Source organism: Pseudoalteromonas sp. GB43 (assembly GCF_054923805.1).
Genome location: NZ_JBPCHJ010000001.1, coordinates 634,396 through 650,577, shown reverse-complemented (window position 1 = coordinate 650,577; position 16,182 = coordinate 634,396). Strand labels below are relative to the sequence as shown.

14 protein-coding genes and 3 pseudogenes are annotated in these 16,182 nt (G+C 39.7%); 8 read left to right on the top strand and 9 right to left on the bottom strand.

What is annotated here, in order from left to right; genetic code table 11:
* Positions 1-129: 129 nt before the first annotated feature.
* Positions 130-1,603 (bottom strand): annotated as a pseudogene (gene ilvC / locus ACRWSG_RS03080) (ketol-acid reductoisomerase).
* A gap of 146 nt (positions 1,604-1,749) precedes the next feature.
* Here ilvC and ilvY point away from each other — a divergent pair.
* The 6 genes and pseudogenes from ilvY to ACRWSG_RS03050 all read left to right on the top strand — a co-directional run bounded on the left by ilvY (position 1,750) and on the right by ACRWSG_RS03050 (position 7,237).
* A pseudogene (gene ilvY, locus ACRWSG_RS03075) lies at positions 1,750-2,654 on the top strand (HTH-type transcriptional activator IlvY).
* A 179-nt stretch (positions 2,655-2,833) separates the two neighbouring features.
* The gene (locus tag ACRWSG_RS03070) at positions 2,834-3,883 is read left to right on the top strand and encodes a GGDEF domain-containing protein (RefSeq protein WP_462165584.1); all 1,050 of its coding nucleotides are present in this window, start codon (positions 2,834-2,836) and stop codon (positions 3,881-3,883) included.
* Between the two features lie 225 nt (positions 3,884-4,108).
* Positions 4,109-4,888, top strand: a complete 780-nt coding sequence (locus tag ACRWSG_RS03065; RefSeq protein ID WP_138617086.1) for a MipA/OmpV family protein — start codon at positions 4,109-4,111, stop codon at positions 4,886-4,888.
* A gap of 1 nt (position 4,889) precedes the next feature.
* Complete coding sequence (locus ACRWSG_RS03060; RefSeq protein WP_054551716.1) at positions 4,890-5,276, top strand: DUF3019 domain-containing protein; 387 nt, start codon at positions 4,890-4,892, stop codon at positions 5,274-5,276.
* Between the two features lie 14 nt (positions 5,277-5,290).
* Positions 5,291-5,983, top strand: a complete 693-nt coding sequence (locus ACRWSG_RS03055) for a response regulator (RefSeq protein WP_054551952.1) — start codon at positions 5,291-5,293, stop codon at positions 5,981-5,983.
* Positions 5,984-5,989: 6 nt separating this feature from the next.
* Positions 5,990-7,237 (top strand): annotated as a pseudogene (locus ACRWSG_RS03050) (ATP-binding protein).
* 108 nt (positions 7,238-7,345) lie between these two features.
* On the opposite strand, the gene ACRWSG_RS03045 reads toward ACRWSG_RS03050, so the two are convergent.
* The 3 genes from ACRWSG_RS03045 to ACRWSG_RS03035 form a co-directional block, all read right to left on the bottom strand.
* Positions 7,346-7,564, bottom strand: coding sequence for a DUF3820 family protein (locus tag ACRWSG_RS03045; RefSeq protein WP_054551714.1), 219 nt, complete (start codon positions 7,562-7,564; stop codon positions 7,346-7,348).
* Positions 7,565-7,702: 138 nt separating this feature from the next.
* Complete coding sequence (locus ACRWSG_RS03040; protein ID WP_187490113.1) at positions 7,703-7,984, bottom strand: hypothetical protein; 282 nt, start codon at positions 7,982-7,984, stop codon at positions 7,703-7,705.
* 283 nt (positions 7,985-8,267) lie between these two features.
* Positions 8,268-9,839 (bottom strand): cation:proton antiporter domain-containing protein, encoded by a 1,572-nt coding sequence (locus ACRWSG_RS03035; protein ID WP_462165583.1) that lies wholly within the window; start codon positions 9,837-9,839, stop codon positions 8,268-8,270.
* 221 nt (positions 9,840-10,060) lie between these two features.
* Here ACRWSG_RS03035 and ACRWSG_RS03030 point away from each other — a divergent pair, with 221 nt between their 5' ends.
* Together ACRWSG_RS03030 and ACRWSG_RS03025 are read left to right on the top strand one after the other, a co-directional pair.
* Complete coding sequence (locus ACRWSG_RS03030) at positions 10,061-10,804, top strand: sporulation protein (RefSeq protein WP_054551711.1); 744 nt, start codon at positions 10,061-10,063, stop codon at positions 10,802-10,804.
* Positions 10,805-10,873: 69 nt separating this feature from the next.
* Positions 10,874-11,311 carry a GNAT family N-acetyltransferase gene (locus tag ACRWSG_RS03025; protein WP_462165581.1) on the top strand — a complete coding sequence of 146 codons (438 nt, stop codon included), beginning with the start codon at positions 10,874-10,876 and terminating at the stop codon, positions 11,309-11,311.
* 31 nt (positions 11,312-11,342) lie between these two features.
* On the opposite strand, the gene ACRWSG_RS03020 is transcribed toward ACRWSG_RS03025, so the two are convergent.
* From ACRWSG_RS03020 to ACRWSG_RS03000, 5 genes are all read right to left on the bottom strand, one after another.
* On the bottom strand, positions 11,343-12,695 hold the full coding sequence (locus ACRWSG_RS03020) for a sodium-dependent transporter (RefSeq protein ID WP_166338993.1): 1,353 nt from the start codon (positions 12,693-12,695) through the stop codon (positions 11,343-11,345).
* 173 nt (positions 12,696-12,868) lie between these two features.
* A complete protein-coding gene (locus tag ACRWSG_RS03015) occupies positions 12,869-14,158 on the bottom strand; it encodes a sensor histidine kinase (RefSeq protein ID WP_462165579.1) in 1,290 nt (429 codons plus the stop codon).
* A gap of 12 nt (positions 14,159-14,170) precedes the next feature.
* Positions 14,171-14,878, bottom strand: coding sequence for a response regulator (locus ACRWSG_RS03010; protein WP_462165578.1), 708 nt, complete (start codon positions 14,876-14,878; stop codon positions 14,171-14,173).
* A gap of 13 nt (positions 14,879-14,891) precedes the next feature.
* Positions 14,892-15,281 (bottom strand): DUF3019 domain-containing protein, encoded by a 390-nt coding sequence (locus ACRWSG_RS03005; protein WP_054551707.1) that lies wholly within the window; start codon positions 15,279-15,281, stop codon positions 14,892-14,894.
* Positions 15,271-16,110 (bottom strand): MipA/OmpV family protein, encoded by an 840-nt coding sequence (locus ACRWSG_RS03000; RefSeq protein ID WP_166338989.1) that lies wholly within the window; start codon positions 16,108-16,110, stop codon positions 15,271-15,273. Before ACRWSG_RS03000 ends, ACRWSG_RS03005 begins: the two co-directional genes overlap by 11 nt.
* Positions 16,111-16,182: the final 72 nt, after the last annotated feature.

Below are 16,182 nucleotides of genomic sequence, written 5' to 3'. Positions count from 1 at the left end.
TACAACATTTAAGTCAGTAATTTTAGCATACACTTTACAGATTACGAATCAATGTAGGGACAAAAAAAAAGCCCAAAGCATATAAGCAATTGGGCTTGGTTTCTAACAAGCGAAACTTACTTTCCAGGGTTAAACAATTTTCTTCATTGCTGACATGTAACCACGTAGTTTGCTACCAATGATTTCAACCGGGTGCTCGCGTAGTGCTTTATTCACGGCAATCAAGGTTTGGTTATCGACTTGGTTGCTTGCACTATCAAGACCTTTACCAATCACATCTGTATCGATGTCTTTCATAAAGTCTTGTAAAAGTGGTAAACACGCGTGGTTGTATAAGTAACAGCCATACTCTGCAGTATCTGAAATAGTTCGGTTCATTTCGAAAAGCTTCTTACGAGCAATAGTGTTTGCGATAAGCGGCGTTTCGTGTAGTGATTCATAGTAAGCAGATTCTGCGATGATACCTGCTGCAGTCATGGTTTCGAAGGCAAGCTCAACACCTGCTTTAACCATTGCAACCATTAAAATTCCTTGGTCGAAGAATGCTTGCTCGCTGATTTCTTGGTCGGTATTTTGTTGCTTTTCGAATGCAGTTTCGGCAGTTTCTGCGCGCCATGCGAGTAATTTTACATCATCTTCAGCCCAATCAGCCATCATACCACGTGAGAATTCGCCGCTGATGATATCGTCCATATGCTTGTTATAAAGTGGGCGCATGATTGTTTTAAGCTCTTCACTTAATTCAAATGCTTTCACTTTTGCTGGGTTTGATAAACGGTCAAGCATGTTAGTTACACCACCATACTTAAGTGCTTCAGTGATCACTTCCCAACCATATTGGATTAGTTTTGACGCATAACTTGCATCAATGCCTTTTTCGACCATTTTATCGAAGCAAAGCAGTGAGCCTGTTTGTAACATGCCACATAGAATCGTTTGCTCACCCATTAAGTCAGATTTAACTTCTGCAATGAATGATGATTTTAGTACACCCGCACGATGACCACCGGTACCTGCTGCATACGCTTTAGCTTGCGCTAAACCATGGCCTTGAGGGTCGTTTTCTGGGTGAACCGCGATTAATGTTGGTACGCCAAAGCCACGTTTGTACTCTTCACGTACTTCTGAACCAGGGCACTTAGGTGCAACCATAATAACAGTTAGATCTTCACGGATTTGCATGCCTTCTTCAACAATGTTGAAGCCGTGTGAATAAGCAAGTGTTGCACCTTGTTTCATTAATGGCATGATGGCATTAACAACAGCCGTATGTTGTTTATCAGGTGTTAAGTTTAAAACTACATCTGCTGTTGGAATAAGCTCTTCATACGTGCCTACAGTAAAACCGTTTTCAGATGCGTTTAAGAAAGATTGACGACGCTCAGTAATTGCTGATTCACGTAATGTATAAGAAACATCTAAGCCTGAGTCACGTAAATTTAAACCTTGGTTAAGCGCCTTGTGCGCCACAACCGACAATAACGAGTTTTTTCCCTTTTAAAGCGTCTACACCATCAGCAAACTCTGCTGGGTCCATAAATTCACACTGCGCTAATTGCGCTAACTGCTCTCTCAAAGGAAGAGTATTAAAATAATTCGCCATTGTTAGTGTCCTATAAATACAATTTTGTTAGAAAATCAAAGAACCGACGTGGTGTTCTTTGTATGTATTAACACTATGCAATTTTTTACCTTGCGTAAAATGATATATTTGAATTAAAGTATTTCATAAAATGAAATGGTGGCGGTATGGATCACAAACATCTTAATTACTTTTTAGCGTTAGCCAAGACGCTACACTTTGCCAGAGCGAGTGAGCTTTGCCATATCAGTGCGCCAACTTTGAGCCGTAATATTAAACAGCTCGAAGAAGAGGTTGGGGTGGTACTCTTTAATCGGGATAATCGCACTGTCAAATTAACTCGCGAAGGTGAGTCATTCATTGAGTACGCAAATGCGACGCTGGCTAACTGGCATCGTTTTAAGGCTAATGTGCAAGAGCCGCAACAGCATGTTTATGGCAATGTCAGTATTTATTGTTCTGTAACTGCCTCATATAGTTTTTTACATCAAATACTCGAGCAATTGCGAATGCAGCATCCATATATTGAAATTACCCTTAATACCGGTGATCCCGCTCTTGCAATAAACCGTGTTTTAGATGGCCATGAAGATATGGCAATTGCCGCAAAACCTTTAAAGCTACCTGGGCAAATTGCCTTTACCAGTGTCGGGTACTCACCATTAGTATTGATAGCACCAAAAATAGCGTGCCCGATCAGAGAAAAGCTTTCTGCCAGTGAACAAATTGATTGGTCAGATTTAGAGTTTATTGTTGCTGAGCAAGGATTATCAAGGCAACGTCTTGAGCAGTGGTGGCGTAAAAAGAATATTCACGGCCGAATTTACGCTCAGGTTGCAGACGCCATGAAGCGATGGTGTCTATGGTGAGCTTAGGTTTAGGTATTGCCATGGTGCCTAAGATAGTTTTGGACAACAGTCCGCTTAAAGATAAAGTGCAAATCGTAAGTGATGCTGAGCAGACTGTTGCTGGTTTCGAAATTGGTTTAGCTGTTTTGAATAAAGAGCGCCATGATCCTGCGCTCAATGCTATCTGGAGCATTGCTCAATCACTTACTCAGCAAGTTATTTAGCGTTAACGATTTGATGTTGGTATAAAAGGTTTAATTTTTGATAGTTATTTAGTATTGGTTTTTGCATTTATTTTTCGTGTTTTTTACTGGTTTTAAATGGATAAAATCCATTTTTATTGCTTTTTTTCAAGGTGTTGTTAACGTAATTTAAAATAATAAAATTTTCATGGCCTAGAATCATGATACTTTCTGCGCAAGCCGAGCATTCACTAAGTTATTCAAGTCACTGTTTAAAACAAGCTATTCCTCTCATGGTTAAGTACAAGATGCCAATAACACCGCTAAATTATGCGATTTGGTATGCGTATGTCAGCAATAAAACCCCCGAACTTAATGATGCTTTAGATAAAATTATTGATGAATTTAAAACGTGCAGCCACGAGCATGCTAAAGCGCTGTTCAACCAGTTTCTATCTAGTGATGATTTAGCATTGTTTTATCAGTTATCAGGTGGTTTTAATGATGTTGTTGGAAAGGTACATCAAGACATCAATGAAGCAATAAATTACTCAACAGAGTTTAACCAAACGCTTCAAGAATGCCATTTGAAACTAAAAAATGCAGATATCAGCCAAGAAACAGGCTTTGATGATGTACTTGATTGTGTAGAACGTCTAAGTGATGAGTCAGCGACCTTACAAAGTAGGGCACAGGACTTTCAAAATCAACTAGCACAAGCTTATGCAGAAATTACCGACTTAAAACAAGAGTTGATTAGATCGAAAGATAAAGCGCAAAGAGATCCATTAACAGGGTTATTGAATCGTGGCAAGTTTGATGAGGATATAAAGCGTTTTTGTAAAAACAATGAATTAGCTCAAGTATCAGTATTAACCATGATAGATATTGATCATTTCAAATCATTTAATGATAACTTTGGACATCAAAAAGGGGACCAAGTATTACGAGCAGTGTCTGCTAAGCTATTAAAGCATGTTTCCAGTATTGGCCAAGTCTATCGTTACGGTGGTGAAGAATTTTGCTTTACGTACCAGTTTGCAAGTATTAGTGATATGACTAATTTCACACAGTTACTTCGCCAAACTATCGCTAAATTACAAATCAAGAAGCCAAATTCTGATAAGGTGTTGAGTCAAGTAACGGCTAGTTTTGGTATTGCGATAAAAGCTAAAAATAGTAACCCTGAACAGCTCATTGCTAAAGCTGATAAGGCGCTTTACTTAGCTAAAGAACATGGTCGCAATCGCATAGAGATTGTCGAGGAGTAACAAACTTAATCGAAATATGTATCAAATTTGTGAATACTTGTAACCTGCTGAGGACAGTTTGTTCACATCTTGATATTATGCTGACATTGCAAAATTTTCTTTGGTCGTAAAATAATAATGAAGTTTCTAACGATCAGGTTCTGCGTAGTTTTCTATGCTTTGGCGCTAGTATGTGTGGGTCAAGCGTATGCTGATGATTCTACTCGCACTGAACGTGAAAGCCGTATGGCAAATCAACAAATTGATACTGAGCAGTGGCACTTAAGTGTTAATACTGGGGCTGGGGTAATCACAAACCCATTGCATGGAGGTGACAATTTACCTTTAATACTGCTACCAGAGGTTGCTTTTTATGGTGAACAATGGTTTTTTGATAATGGTCGCTTAGGCTATTCCCTTCATGAAAGCGACACACATGTTGTTAACATTGTCACTGAATTTAACCCCGAGACCCGTTTTTTTATAGATTTTCATCCTAGTAATGTATTTGCCTTGCAAACGTCAAATAGCTTCGTTGTTGAATCAACGAGTAGTGATGAATTAGTTGAAAAGTCTGTTGTCACAACAAATGACGTAAAAAAAAGACGCTGGGCTTTAGATGCGGGCTTGAGTTATCACTATATCCGCAGTAATCATGTATTCTCTGTTCAGGTTCTAGCTGATGTCTCCGGGGTTTATAAAGGGGCTCGCAGTGCCTTACAATGGCAATCTCACCATCAGTTAGGTCGTTTAAGTATCGCACCGAGCTTAGGTGTTTGGTATAAATCGAACGAATTAAATGATTATTTTTATGGTTTATCGGCCGAAGAATCATCATACGGAGAAATAGAGGTTGGCAGTAGCTGGCAACCTTATGCTAAAATCGACGCCCGTTGGCCTCTAGGTGAGACTAACTCTCTTCGTTTTCATTTAGCATATTATGACTACTCAGCCGTGGATGACAGTCCGCTTTTTGAACACACGTATTCGATGACTGCTTTTATAGGATTCAATCATATTTTTTAATATGAAGTATTTTGTTTTTAGTCTGTGTGTGTTTGTTGCTGTTATTTGGGCTCCCCCAAGCTATGCACAAGCGACTCAGTTTGATATCACACCAAAAGTGTGTGTTGTATTACAACAGCACGAATTTTGTGATCTTGAATTAAAAATTAGCTGGAAAACTGCTCAACCTCAAGATCTGTGTTTATACCAAAATAACCAGCAAATTCAATGCTGGACTGATAGTAATAATGGGCTTTATAGCCATAAAGCGCGGGTTCAGGTTGAAACAATATACTCCTTAGTCAATCCGCACACGGGGAGCAAAGTTGCGACCACAAAAGTCGAGGTGCAAAGCACTGAAGCAAAAACAACGAGGCGTAGGTTACGTTCACCGTGGAGCTTTTTTTAAATCAGGAGCAACCAATGGCAAAGATTTTACTTGTTGAAGATGATCTCGGCTTACAGCAGTTAACACGCGATTACCTTCAGCATAATGGATTGGATGTTGCGGTCCTTGAACGCGGCGATGAAGTTTTCGAATACCTTGAGAACAATCCAGTTGATTTAATGATTTTAGATGTCATGTTACCGGGTAAAGATGGCTTTAGTGTTTGCCGTCAGGTACGCGATAAATTCAACTTACCAATTCTAATGCTTACAGCAAAAGGTGAAGACTTTGATCAAGTAATTGGGCTTGAACTAGGTGCAGACGATTATGTTATTAAGCCTGCAGAACCACGCGTATTATTAGCGCGCATCAACGCATTGTTACGCCGTGGTCAAGCTACAAACAAAGCACCAGAAGAGCTTAGCTTTGGCGATTTAACCATTGATAAAACTAGCCGCATTGTTACACTTAAAGGCAGTGAAATTACACTGACTTCTCATGAATTTGAGCTGCTTTGGTTGCTTGCTTCAAATGCAGGTGAAGTGTTAAGTCGTGAGCATGTTCATCAACATATGATTGGTCGTCAATATGATGGTTTAGACCGAACCGTTGACGTACGTGTATCGCGTATCCGTAAGAAATTAGGTGATAACAGTGATAAACCATACCGAATTAAAACAGTTTGGGGGCAAGGTTACCTGTTCGTTTCTGATGCATGGGATATGTAATCATTAATGGGGAAACTGTTTGCTAGCTTATATCTTTACATAATAGTTTCTCTGTTTCTTGTTAGTGGGGTCATAGAGCAGTTATGTCCCATGAAGACACACAGCAACAAATCGCTCTAGATCAAGAGTTTGGTAAATCATTATGGCTATTAAGTCAAACTGACAATGGCTTAGCTAAATTACAGCAAGAGTTTAATAGCGAGCTAATTGATTTAACTGATTCTCGCTCTACCAACAAACCTCAAAACACAATTACAAAATGATCACTATCTGTATCTTTTTAATCAGCAGCAGAAGGTAATTTGGTACATTACTATTAATGAGACTCAGCTATTACAAGTTGGTCCACTCTCAATATCAAATCCTAACTTTAGCTCTGTTTGGCCCTATTTTTTATTACTAGCCATTATTGGTCTTCCTATTGGTCTTTGGAGCTTGTTACTTTGGCGAGACTTTAACAAACTCACTTTAGCTTGTGAGGCGGTAGGCGGCTCGCAAGATTTCGAATTGCGTGATGCATCTAAATCATTTTTTTTGCCAATTACAGGCACGCTTAATGCTATGCAAGAGCGTATTCAGTACCTACTAGCTGCGCAGCAAGAACTGACTTCTTCTGTTTCTCATGAGTTTAGAACGCCGTTGGCGCGTTTAAAATTTGCCGTTGCTATGCTTGAAGAGCAAATTGAAAATGAGAAATCTTATAGTTATATAGATAATATGCAGGCTGATATTGCTGAGCTTGAAGCGCTAGTGTCTGAGATGCTTGAATACGCACGACTTGATTCGCATCAACCAAGCTTAAAGCCACGTTCGTGTGACCTTACAGCGCTTATTAACAGTGTCGTGAATAAGCTCGAATTTGCTACTGATATCGATGTAGCAGTGAGTGCGCCTAGGCAGCTTTACTATGAGTGTGACGAGCATTTTATGGCGCGTTGTATTCAAAATTTATTAGGCAATGCACAAAAATACGCAAACCATAAAATTCATGTCAGCCTTGAAGAGTTGGGTGATTCAATACAAATAAGTGTTGAAGACGACGACCCAGGGATAGCTAAGTCTGAGTGGCAAAGTATTTTTAAGCCATTTACTCGTCTAGATAAAAGCCGTGACAAGAAAACCGGCGGCTTTGGCTTAGGCCTTGCGATTGTTGCTAAAATTGTTAGTTGGCATCAAGGGCAGTCTGAGGTGTGTGATTCACCATTAGGTGGAGCTAAATTTACTATTCATTTATTTAAAAGTAACTCGCTTTAAATTGCAGGCATAAAAAAAGCGCCTAGGGCGCTTTTTAAAGATTAAAACCAAAAATAAACAAGTAGCAAAGTAATAGACCGCACCAATTTATAAAAGTTCGTAAAAAGTTTAATTATTTTCATTTAATAATGGCATGAGCATTTTTTCTAGGCCATTTAGCTTCACTTCATACATCATCGCCAGTTGTGCTCCTAATTTAGAGTCTGGAAATCCTTGCTGTTTAAACCAAACTAAATAAGGCTCAGGGAGTAACAATAAAGGACGGCCAGCATACTTTCCAAATGGCATCTTAGTATTTATGGCACGTTTGAGTTCAGCTGTATCCATCTTTATCTCAAAGAAACTTTAAAGTTAGATGATACGGTAAAAATAAGAGAGAAAATAGGCTGTGACGGGCAAGAAACAGCCTATTTAGTGAGGGAGGTAGGCCCTCAGAATAGATACTACTAGAGTAATGTCTAGTAGTTAGTGTAATTGATATCGAGGTTTTTTTGAAAAACCGAGCTGTTGCAATTGCAATGCAATAGACGGATCATCAATTCTTTCTGGTGTTTCTGCATCTCTCAGAAAGTGATCATTAGGTACCTGATAGATATCGAGCATCTTGTTAAAAAGCACCTCCCTTATATCCATTGGGGTCATGCCATTTTGTTGTAATTCATCAAGCTGCTGCTGAATGTCTGAAAGTTTCCCAGAACGCGCATCATCCGTGTCTGCCAAAACTTCGTTGGTAAACTTATTCTTCATTTAAACAACCCTAATCAGTTTACAGTTACGCATATGCTAGTCGTAATATGCTTATACTGTGTCACTTCTTTGTGTTAAAAATAGATACTAAGCTATTAGTACTCTTAGGATTCTACTCTTTTTTTATTGGTGATTGCTAATCTACATGTAAAGCTTTGTAAATAGAGTTGACCTAATAAAGGGAACTAAAAAACAGGTGATTTTAACCTGACTATGCAACTTGCTGAAAATTTTAGAGATAATTATTGGTACCATCCTTAAGTACCAATAATTATTTTAGGTGCTAAGAAAAAAGTTTTTGCTTTACATGCTCTGCAAAACCACTTCCTGCCTCTAAATAAAAGTTATAAGTAGAGTCAACGCCCATATCTTCTAGTTCTTTTTGCTGATCTGGATAATTGGCAATTGCAGTAACTTGTCCTTGATAACCTGAGGCTCGTAGTTGCTCCAAAGCAAAAATATTCTGCATATGTTTAGGCATAGCGAGCATTACCATACCGACATGTGAATGATTTACACGTTGCCAAAAATCAGGGTCTGTTGCATCAGCGAGTAATACCCGACGACCGCGTTTGATGTGCTTTTCTACTACATCAGGTTTGATATCAATACCCGCGACAAGATTTGGATGGGTTTGGCTAATCGTTTCATAAGCACCTGTGCCAATACGATCCATGCCAAATATCACGATTTTAGTATCATTTAAATTAACAGGTAGTTCCTCAGCAAGACGGCTGTCACTTTCAAATTTAAGTAGCCAATGTTCGATTTTGACATAAATCTCATTTGATCGTTTGTTAAGAGGCGAGGCTAAAACAAATGTGATTGAAACTGCAATAGCCATAACTGCCAGCCATTCAGAAGTAATTAAATTGCTGGTAGCTGCAACTGCGCAAACAATCAGGCCAAACTCACTGTAATTGGCTAAGCTAAATGCACTTAATAACGAAGTACGAGCACGTAACTTAAATGCGTTTGTCAGTACATAATAAAGTGCAACTTTTAGTGGCAAGACGAGTATAATGATAAGTGCAACAATCACTGCGTGACTTGTCAGTTCGGCATTCAAACCAATATTTAAGAAAAAGCCAACCAGTAACACATCTTTTAAATTCAGTAATGACTTTGATAACTCACCTGCTTTTTTGTGTGATGCGAACATCATACCGATAATCAACGCACCTAAATCACCTTTAAGACCTGCAAATTCAAATGCTTGGTAACCTAAAACTAGTGCAAAGAAAAACCCGAATAAAGGTAATAGTTCACCGTGTTTTGAGCGATTTAATACCCAAAACATCACTGGGCGTAAAATAGGCAATCCCACTAATAATGCCAGTGCCCACATGTTCGGTGCTTTACCTGTACTGATGGCTAAGAAGATAACAGCGAAGATATCTTGCATAACTAGAATGCCAATGGCGATTTTACCATGCAGGCTTGCCATCTCACCGCGTTCTTCCAATACTTTTACGGCAAATACGGTACTTGAAAAGCTAAAAGCAAAGCCGACTAACAATGCACTTTGCCAAGTAAGTTCACTAAATAAAGGCAGTGCAAGGGCACCTAGCAGTAACATAAAACCACTAAACAGCGTGCTGCTCAGAACAATGTGCATTGAGGCAGGCGCCCACACTTGCGGTTTCATTAAATTAGACACTTTAAGTTTTAGACCTATGCTAAAAAGTAATAGTGTTACACCGAGGTTTGCTAATGTATTTAGTAGTTCGGTTGTTTTATAGCCATAAAGATTAAGCGCAAAGCCTGCTAATAAAAAGCCGATGAGAGGAGGTAGCTTTAATTGATAAATGGCAAAGCCAAACACGAAAGCGGTAGCAAAGTAGATAAGTTCCATAATTGTTCTTTTAGCTTCATTTGCTAGCAGTGTAGCGAAATATTCGTTATTGGAAAACAATATCGAGCAAGAAGAGTTCAAAAAATAAGCACTTATCCATGATTTATTGATTAATCCGCCAAAAGCAACATTTTTTCGCTGACAATAGCTTTTAATTGTGGTTAAGATGCATTAACAAAGGAATTTAAGCCATAACTAAGAAGCTGGCTTAAGGAGAATAGATGTTTAAGAAAATCCTTGCATCAGTAGGTATTGGTGCAGCAAAAGTTGACACTGTACTTGAGACAGAGCATTTACAACCTGGTCAAAAATTTAATGCCGTGATAGTCATCAAAGGTGGTGATGTTGATCAAGAAATTTCGGGTTTAGACCTAGCACTTATGACCCGTGTGAAAGTTGAAAGTGATGATGGTGAGTATTTTACAAACCATGTGATAGAAAAATGGCGAATTACAGATATTGGCATGATTGCAGCGGGCGCTGAAAAGCATATCCCATTCGAAGCTCGCCTACATTCTGAAACCCCGATCACTGAAATTAACGCTGGTTATAACCAATCGCATGTTTGGCTTGAAACAGGCTTAGACATTGATCTAGCCCTTGATCCGACTGACCGTGATGCATTACACATTTATCCTAATGACGCTGTAAGCACGTTAATGGAAGCGATGGATAGACTTGGTTTTAGCTTAGTGAAAGCAGATGTAGAAAAGGGTTATTTAAAAGCACCTACTTTTCAATCGCATTCAGGCTGTTATCAAGAACTTGAATATCGCCCAAATAGCCGAAGCCTATTTGGCTTACAAGAGATTGAGTTGTCGTTTGTGCCTGAAGCACATAAAACTCATGTATTAATCGAGCTTGACCGTGCCTTTAGGGGGGACGGTTATGTCGATTTAACGATTGAGCATGATCATGTAAACCTGTCGCAGCTGTGTGATCAGCTAGAGCGATTATTTGCTTAAAGATTAACGACTGAATAGCGAGTTAAAACCCAGCTACGGCTGGGTTTTTTGTTTTCATTAAGGAGCGTTATGTTTTCTGTTAAAAGTTATAGCGAACTCAGTAAAGATGAGTTATTTGCCATTTTACGGGCGCGGGTTGATGTATTTGTGGTAGAGCAAACTTGCCCTTACCCAGAAATTGACGAAGTGGATAACAATGAACTGACCCAACACGTGTTCTTGTTCAAAGGCCTGAAGGTGGCAGCCTATGCACGCTGCTATAAAAAGAATGAGCAATTTAGCGCATTTGGTCGAGTGCTGGTTGCAGAGCAATTTCGTGGTGAAGGACTCGCAAGCAAGCTGGTGCAAACCGCGATTGATACATGTAAGAGGCATTGGCCTGATAAAGCGATTATGATTGGTGCTCAGTGTTACCTAACAGGGTTTTATCAGCAATTTGGTTTTGAAAATGTGGGGAATGATTACTTAGAAGATGGTATTCCACATCAGGATATGTGTTTGAAGTAGCCTATGGGGCCACTTCAAACATAAATGCTTACTAGCTTAACAAAGAGTTCGCGAATACGAGTGCAATGGCGAGTGGGCAAATAAACTTGATATACCATGGCCATACTTTCCAAAAGAAACTACTAGCAGCTTCTGGGCACCCTTGTTGAATTTCTTTTAGTAACGACCCGCGATGCCAAATCCAACCAACAAAAATACAACACATTAAGCCTAGAATAGGTTGACCAATCTTAGTTGTTAAGGTGATCACAAAGCCAAACAAGGTGCCTAGGTTAAAGACAATTGTAAAACTAATGAGCGCAATAATACCGCCAATGATCCAAGTCGCTTGTACTCGCTTTAGCGCAAAACGTTCAACAGCATAAGAAACAGGTGCTTCTAGCATCGAAATAGATGACGTTAATGCTGCAATACTCATTAACGCGAAAAAAGCAAAACCAACAAAAATACCCACATCACCCATGCTGGTGAAAAGCGCCGGTAGCACTTGGAATACTAAGGTATCTTCTGAAAGTAGTGCACCTTCTGCAGAGAAAATCTCAACACCTTGTGCCTGGGCTACATACATCGCAGGAATAATAAGTAAACCGGCAACAAATGCAATGAACACATCGATTAAAGTCACATAAGCGCCTAACGATACTAGGTTTTCTTTTTTGCTGATGTATGAGCCGTAGATGATCATTACGCTGGTACCAAGCGATAGTGAGAAAAATGCTTGCCCTAACGCATTCACTAATAACTCAGGGTTTAAAATCGATGAAAAGTCTGGCACTAAATACGCTTTTAGGCCTGCCATTGCGCCATCTTGAGTCATTACATAGATGATCAGCATAAACAAAATACCTAACAGGGCAGGCATTAAGCGCTTCGACCATTTTTCAATGCCGTTTTCGACGCCTTTAGAGATAATCGCAACGGTTAAAATAATAAATGTAGCAGTAAATATAAGGTTTCTTGATAGTGACTGCTCACTAAGCCAAGTGCTAGCTTGCTCTTGCCCCACTAATTGTGCTGCGGGTTCAAGTGTAGCGCTCAGCATCCAGCCAGCCACTATCGCATAGAAGCTTAGGATTAGGCCTGCACAAATAATACCGCCAAAGCCAACTATGAAGGCAAACTTTTTTTGCCATGCTTGATTTGTTACTTTTCGAAGTGAAGTAACTGCATTAGCTTGACCATGACGACCAATCACTAACTCAGCCATTAAAGCAGGATAAGCAAGACAAAATGCTAACACTAAATAAGCCACTAAAAATGCGGCACCGCCATTACTTGCAGTTTGTGTTGGGAAACCCCAAATATTTCCTAAGCCAACAGCAGAGCCTGCTGCTGCCATAATAAATCCAAAGCGGGAGCTGAACTCCCCACGTGATGCGCTCATATTATTGTTACTTCTCTATTTGTGACGGCGCTGACAATCTACTTGAATTAACACTAAATAAAAAGAGTTAATCTAGGTCAAATTCGTTCTATATATTGTTATCTTTGAAGTCAGCGTACATTTCGTGCAATTGTTCTCTACAATACGAGACAATTAACGTAATTGAAACATGTTTAAAGGCTTTTATTTTGAATTGAAAGAGTAAAACACGCGCCTCTGAGCTGTTCGCTCTTTGAAACGCTGACGGTGCCGTGGTGCCAGTCAGCAACTTTAGCGACAATGGCTAAACCTAGCCCGTAGCTTTCTCCATCCCGATTTCGATGTGTTTGTTCTTGGAAAAATGGACTAAATACTTTTTGCCAGTTTTGTTCGCTGACACCCGGGCCGTCATCTTCAATCTTTATGGTAACGAGTTCACTGGTACTGGTTGCACTGAGTAAAATTTCAGATTCAGCAAAGTCGCAAGCATTACTTAATAAATTAACAATGGCCCGAGCTAACCAGTGCAAATCAGCACAAATATCATCGCCTTCAACGCGGTGATTAATGCGTAAGCCATGTTGTTCTACTTTAGGTTCAATTTGATGAATGAGTGTAAGGATGTAGGTTTCTAAATCAGAATGATTGAAGGTCAATTGATTCGCTTTTTGCTCAAGGGTAGCAAATGCCAGATAACTCTTTAGCATTGACTCCATTTGATCTAAGTCGTTTTCCATGCGAGCAAGATACTCAAGGCGCTTTTCTTCACTACTACAATCTTGCGCTGCTTCAAGACCAAACCGCAAGCAGGCGATAGGTGTGCGAATATCGTGAGATAAACTCGATGCCATCAACTTATTCTCATCAAGCAGTTTTTCAATTTGGCTAGCCATACGGTTGAATGTTAGCTCAACATCTTTGATATAGGTAAAATGAGATAAGTGAATACGACTTTTTAAATCGCCTTTGGCAAAGCGTTTTGCTGCTTCGTTTAAAACGGTTAAACGCTTGGCCAGTGGCGCAATGATAAAGCCCATAAATACGCATAACCCAGCGTAGAACAACAAGGTGAGTAACACATCGTTGCCTTGCTCGTGTGTTAAGTCTTTATCTAAACGCATTTTTAAGTGGTGCGTGCCTAAAGCGGCTTCACTATAAAGTAAATAGTAGCCTTGTTGATCTTCGAGGATCAGACCGCTAGGTTGGGTTATTTGTGATAATAGAGAATGGGGAAGTGCAAGCGATTGCGTCGGGCGATACTCAAGTTGCACTGCAAAGTCTTGATTAATATCCGTGATAGCTTGCTCGCGCTGTTTAGCGTCAAGCTTGGCGATTTGTTTTGCAAAACCTTTAATCATTTGTGTTTCGCTAGAAAACACATCTTGAGGAGCTTGGGTTTGCTGACTGAAAGCATCAATTAGCCAACCCAAAACAATGATTGAAAGTAAAGCACTACCAAGTAGCGAAAGATAAAACTTTTTCACAGGCGCTCAATGCTATTGCCATGCCGTGGCAACAAGTAAATAGCCTTTGCCCCAGATGGTTTTAATTTTTTCAGGGTGTTGTGGGTCATCATTAAATTTTTTACGTAACGATGAAATGAGCACATCCACACTTCTGTCTAAGCCATCATACTCTCGACCTTTCGTCGCTTTAAACACAGAGTCGCGGGATACAACTTGGCCTGCATTACTTGCTAAGTAATGGAGTAGAAGGTATTCAGCACTTGAAATATGAACTTCTTCATCTGCCAAGTAAACGGTACGTGATTCAGTATTAATTGATAACTTACCCACATTTATTAGTTCAGAGTTGGCTGTTGACTCTTGCGTATCAGTTTTAGAGCGCAGTGCCGCTTTAATACGTGCTAATAATGCACGGGGACGAACGGGCTTCATCATATAATCGCTTGCACCCACTTCAAGGCCAATCACTTCATCCATTTCATCATCACGAGCGGTTAGCATAATAATTGGGGCTTGATAAAACTGCCTTAAGTCTCGGCACACACTAATACCGTCTTGTCCTGGTAGCATAATATCTAACAAAACCAAGTCTGGGTTTGTTTTACGTACTTGCTCAACAACTTGGTCACCGCGTTGACATAGTGTTGCTTGGTAGCCTTGTTCGATTAAATATTCTGCAACCCAGTTGGCAAGAGATATATCATCTTCAACCAATAAGATGGTTCCATAATGTTCCATTATTCACTCCTAGTTAAAACAATCGCCAGCGTCGTTTCTTCTGACGATTTTTATAGACCCATTGCAATTGTATTTCGGTGCTTGCGACAACTTTACCGTTATTACTATTTATTAGCTCGAAACCAATACTTTCAGCAGAATCAAACTGGTATCTAAATAGCCCTTTTTGTTGCATTAACCAGCATTGCATGATGTGCTTACTTTGAGCGTTGCGTAAGCAGTAATTGCCAGTATTATGTTGTTGCCAGGTTATATCCACCTCGGCAAAGCAATTTCTACCTTCACGTAAGGCTACGCATGTATCAGGCAATGCAACTAACGCATTATCTGTATTTGCTTGATCTTGGGCAAACACGGGTTTTGCAAATAATATTGTTAACGTTACACAATACTTAAAAAACATAACGCACGCCTACCTTGGCTTTATGCTGATACTCTTGCGAAATAATTGGGCTTTGATGAATGTCTTTAGAAAACCAGGTTGAAAGCCAGCCAGTTAGAAACACCCAATGCCTATTTATAGGGTATTCAGCATGGAATTCAAAAATTAAACTGTACGAGGTATCAGGATCATAGACAGGGCGTGTTAATAAAGATTCTGATGGTGAAATTCCAAAGTAATAGTCAGTAAAATCATTAGAGTAAGCACTTAAGCCAACACCAGAGCGGAACTCCCAATTTCGCCAAGGGATAATCTGACTAAAAAATGAATTCATCACCCAGCCGTTGTGGGTACCAGAAACATCATGTAAATACTCAAATGAGATTTGTGAGTTTTCGAAACGGCGTGATAGGCGAAGGCCAACATCAAAATCATAATTACGGCTTTTTATACCTTCGAGTTCTGCGATGACTTCGTCACCGTAAAAAGTTAAGCCTGTATCATCAAAACCAGATTGAACATTTGTGCCTACTAGGTCTAAGCCCCATTCAAATTTGTCGATAACACTATAACCCAGAGTCAAACCACCACTAAGTTGGCTTTGATCATAATCAAGGTAAAAATTGTTGTAAGTAACGGCAAGGTGAATATCTGGTTCAAAGCCATCATTGTAAGAGTCCATGCCTATTAGATACGAGTCTTCAATGTAATACCCAGCGCCTATGCCCCAATCCCATGCAAAGCCTTGGCTAGGCTCTAGTGTATTGTCGGCATAATAGCGATTACTTGCTAGGCTTGGGGTACTTAGCAAGGTTAAACATATTAAAAATAGGGTACTTTGAGCTCGCAACGTGGCTTCCTTGTCTGTCTGTAAGAAAGGGTAATAGCATATAGTATATTGTTAATGAGTTCCTGTAATCTG

Bases quoted from the DNA above. Each gene is read 5' to 3' on its own strand.
- ACRWSG_RS03020 (WP_166338993.1), bottom strand. From the start codon at position 12,695: ATGAGCGCATCACGTGGGGAGTTCAGCTCCCGCTTTGGATTTATTATG.
- ACRWSG_RS03070 (WP_462165584.1), top strand. From the start codon at position 2,834: ATGATACTTTCTGCGCAAGCCGAGCATTCACTAAGTTATTCAAGTCAC.
- ACRWSG_RS03010 (WP_462165578.1), bottom strand. From the start codon at position 14,878: ATGGAACATTATGGAACCATCTTATTGGTTGAAGATGATATATCTCTT.
- ACRWSG_RS03045 (WP_054551714.1), bottom strand. From the start codon at position 7,564: ATGGATACAGCTGAACTCAAACGTGCCATAAATACTAAGATGCCATTT.
- ACRWSG_RS03030 (WP_054551711.1), top strand. From the start codon at position 10,061: ATGTTTAAGAAAATCCTTGCATCAGTAGGTATTGGTGCAGCAAAAGTT.
- ACRWSG_RS03025 (WP_462165581.1), top strand. From the start codon at position 10,874: ATGTTTTCTGTTAAAAGTTATAGCGAACTCAGTAAAGATGAGTTATTT.
- ACRWSG_RS03055 (WP_054551952.1), top strand. From the start codon at position 5,291: ATGGCAAAGATTTTACTTGTTGAAGATGATCTCGGCTTACAGCAGTTA.
- ACRWSG_RS03035 (WP_462165583.1), bottom strand. From the start codon at position 9,839: ATGGAACTTATCTACTTTGCTACCGCTTTCGTGTTTGGCTTTGCCATT.
- ACRWSG_RS03005 (WP_054551707.1), bottom strand. From the start codon at position 15,281: ATGTTTTTTAAGTATTGTGTAACGTTAACAATATTATTTGCAAAACCC.
- ACRWSG_RS03040 (WP_187490113.1), bottom strand. From the start codon at position 7,984: ATGAAGAATAAGTTTACCAACGAAGTTTTGGCAGACACGGATGATGCG.
- ACRWSG_RS03060 (WP_054551716.1), top strand. From the start codon at position 4,890: ATGAAGTATTTTGTTTTTAGTCTGTGTGTGTTTGTTGCTGTTATTTGG.
- ACRWSG_RS03065 (WP_138617086.1), top strand. From the start codon at position 4,109: ATGGCAAATCAACAAATTGATACTGAGCAGTGGCACTTAAGTGTTAAT.